Here is a 689-nt window from a genome sequence, read left to right as displayed (position 1 = left end):
ACTCCTTATTTTATCCCATATTATAGCATACAATCTCTATGATATTTCCTTTATTCATGATTGCTTCCTATCGCCCAAATCTATTGTAGAAATTCATATTGTAGATTGTATTTACTGATTGTATCCTATCTCACTTCTACTCTTATCTTACTCATTCCACTAGGGCTTAAGAATATCTTGCCTTGTATAGTAAGCAGCGATATTCCTGTATTATCCCCTCTTTCTCCTACACTACATTCCCTCACATAATCCCTACTCAAATCTATAAAGCTTCCATAGCCATACTCTAAACTCTCTTTATCTCTTTTCTCTTTTAAAATCTTGGCTATAAACTTAGGAATACTCTTAGGGATAATAAGTAAATATTCATAGAGACTATAAGCTATTCTTATACTCAAGATTCTATAACTAAAGTATGCTTTGGGATAATCAAGCAAGAGAGAATCTAATATATCTTTTAGATATTTATTAGATTCTATATTATTTGTATCTAATGAAGTTTTATTAGCAAAGAGAGTATCTAGCTCTAAATCTAGCTCTGTATAAGTATCATAGAATTTACTTTGAGTAGAGATAAGATTATTACTATTGCATTCTCTATTTTCATAATAAGTAGGAGTGAGATAAAAGCTATCTAATTCTCTAAAGGGAGTGATGATATGAAAAGAGGGGAGCGAAGTATCTATCAT

General features: G+C 30.5%; 1 protein-coding gene. It reads right to left on the bottom strand.

What is annotated here, in order from left to right; translation table 11 throughout:
* Nucleotides 1–125 precede the first annotated feature (125 nt).
* Nucleotides 126–689 (bottom strand): hypothetical protein (locus CQA53_RS12920; RefSeq protein ID WP_115544050.1); only part of this gene is annotated, 564 nt, incomplete at its 5' end.

Source organism: Helicobacter didelphidarum (genome assembly GCF_003364195.1).
Classification (GTDB): domain Bacteria; phylum Campylobacterota; class Campylobacteria; order Campylobacterales; family Helicobacteraceae; genus Helicobacter_A; species Helicobacter_A didelphidarum.
Note: the sequence above shows the minus strand (reverse complement) of the source record. Positions and strands in the feature narration are given on the sequence as shown.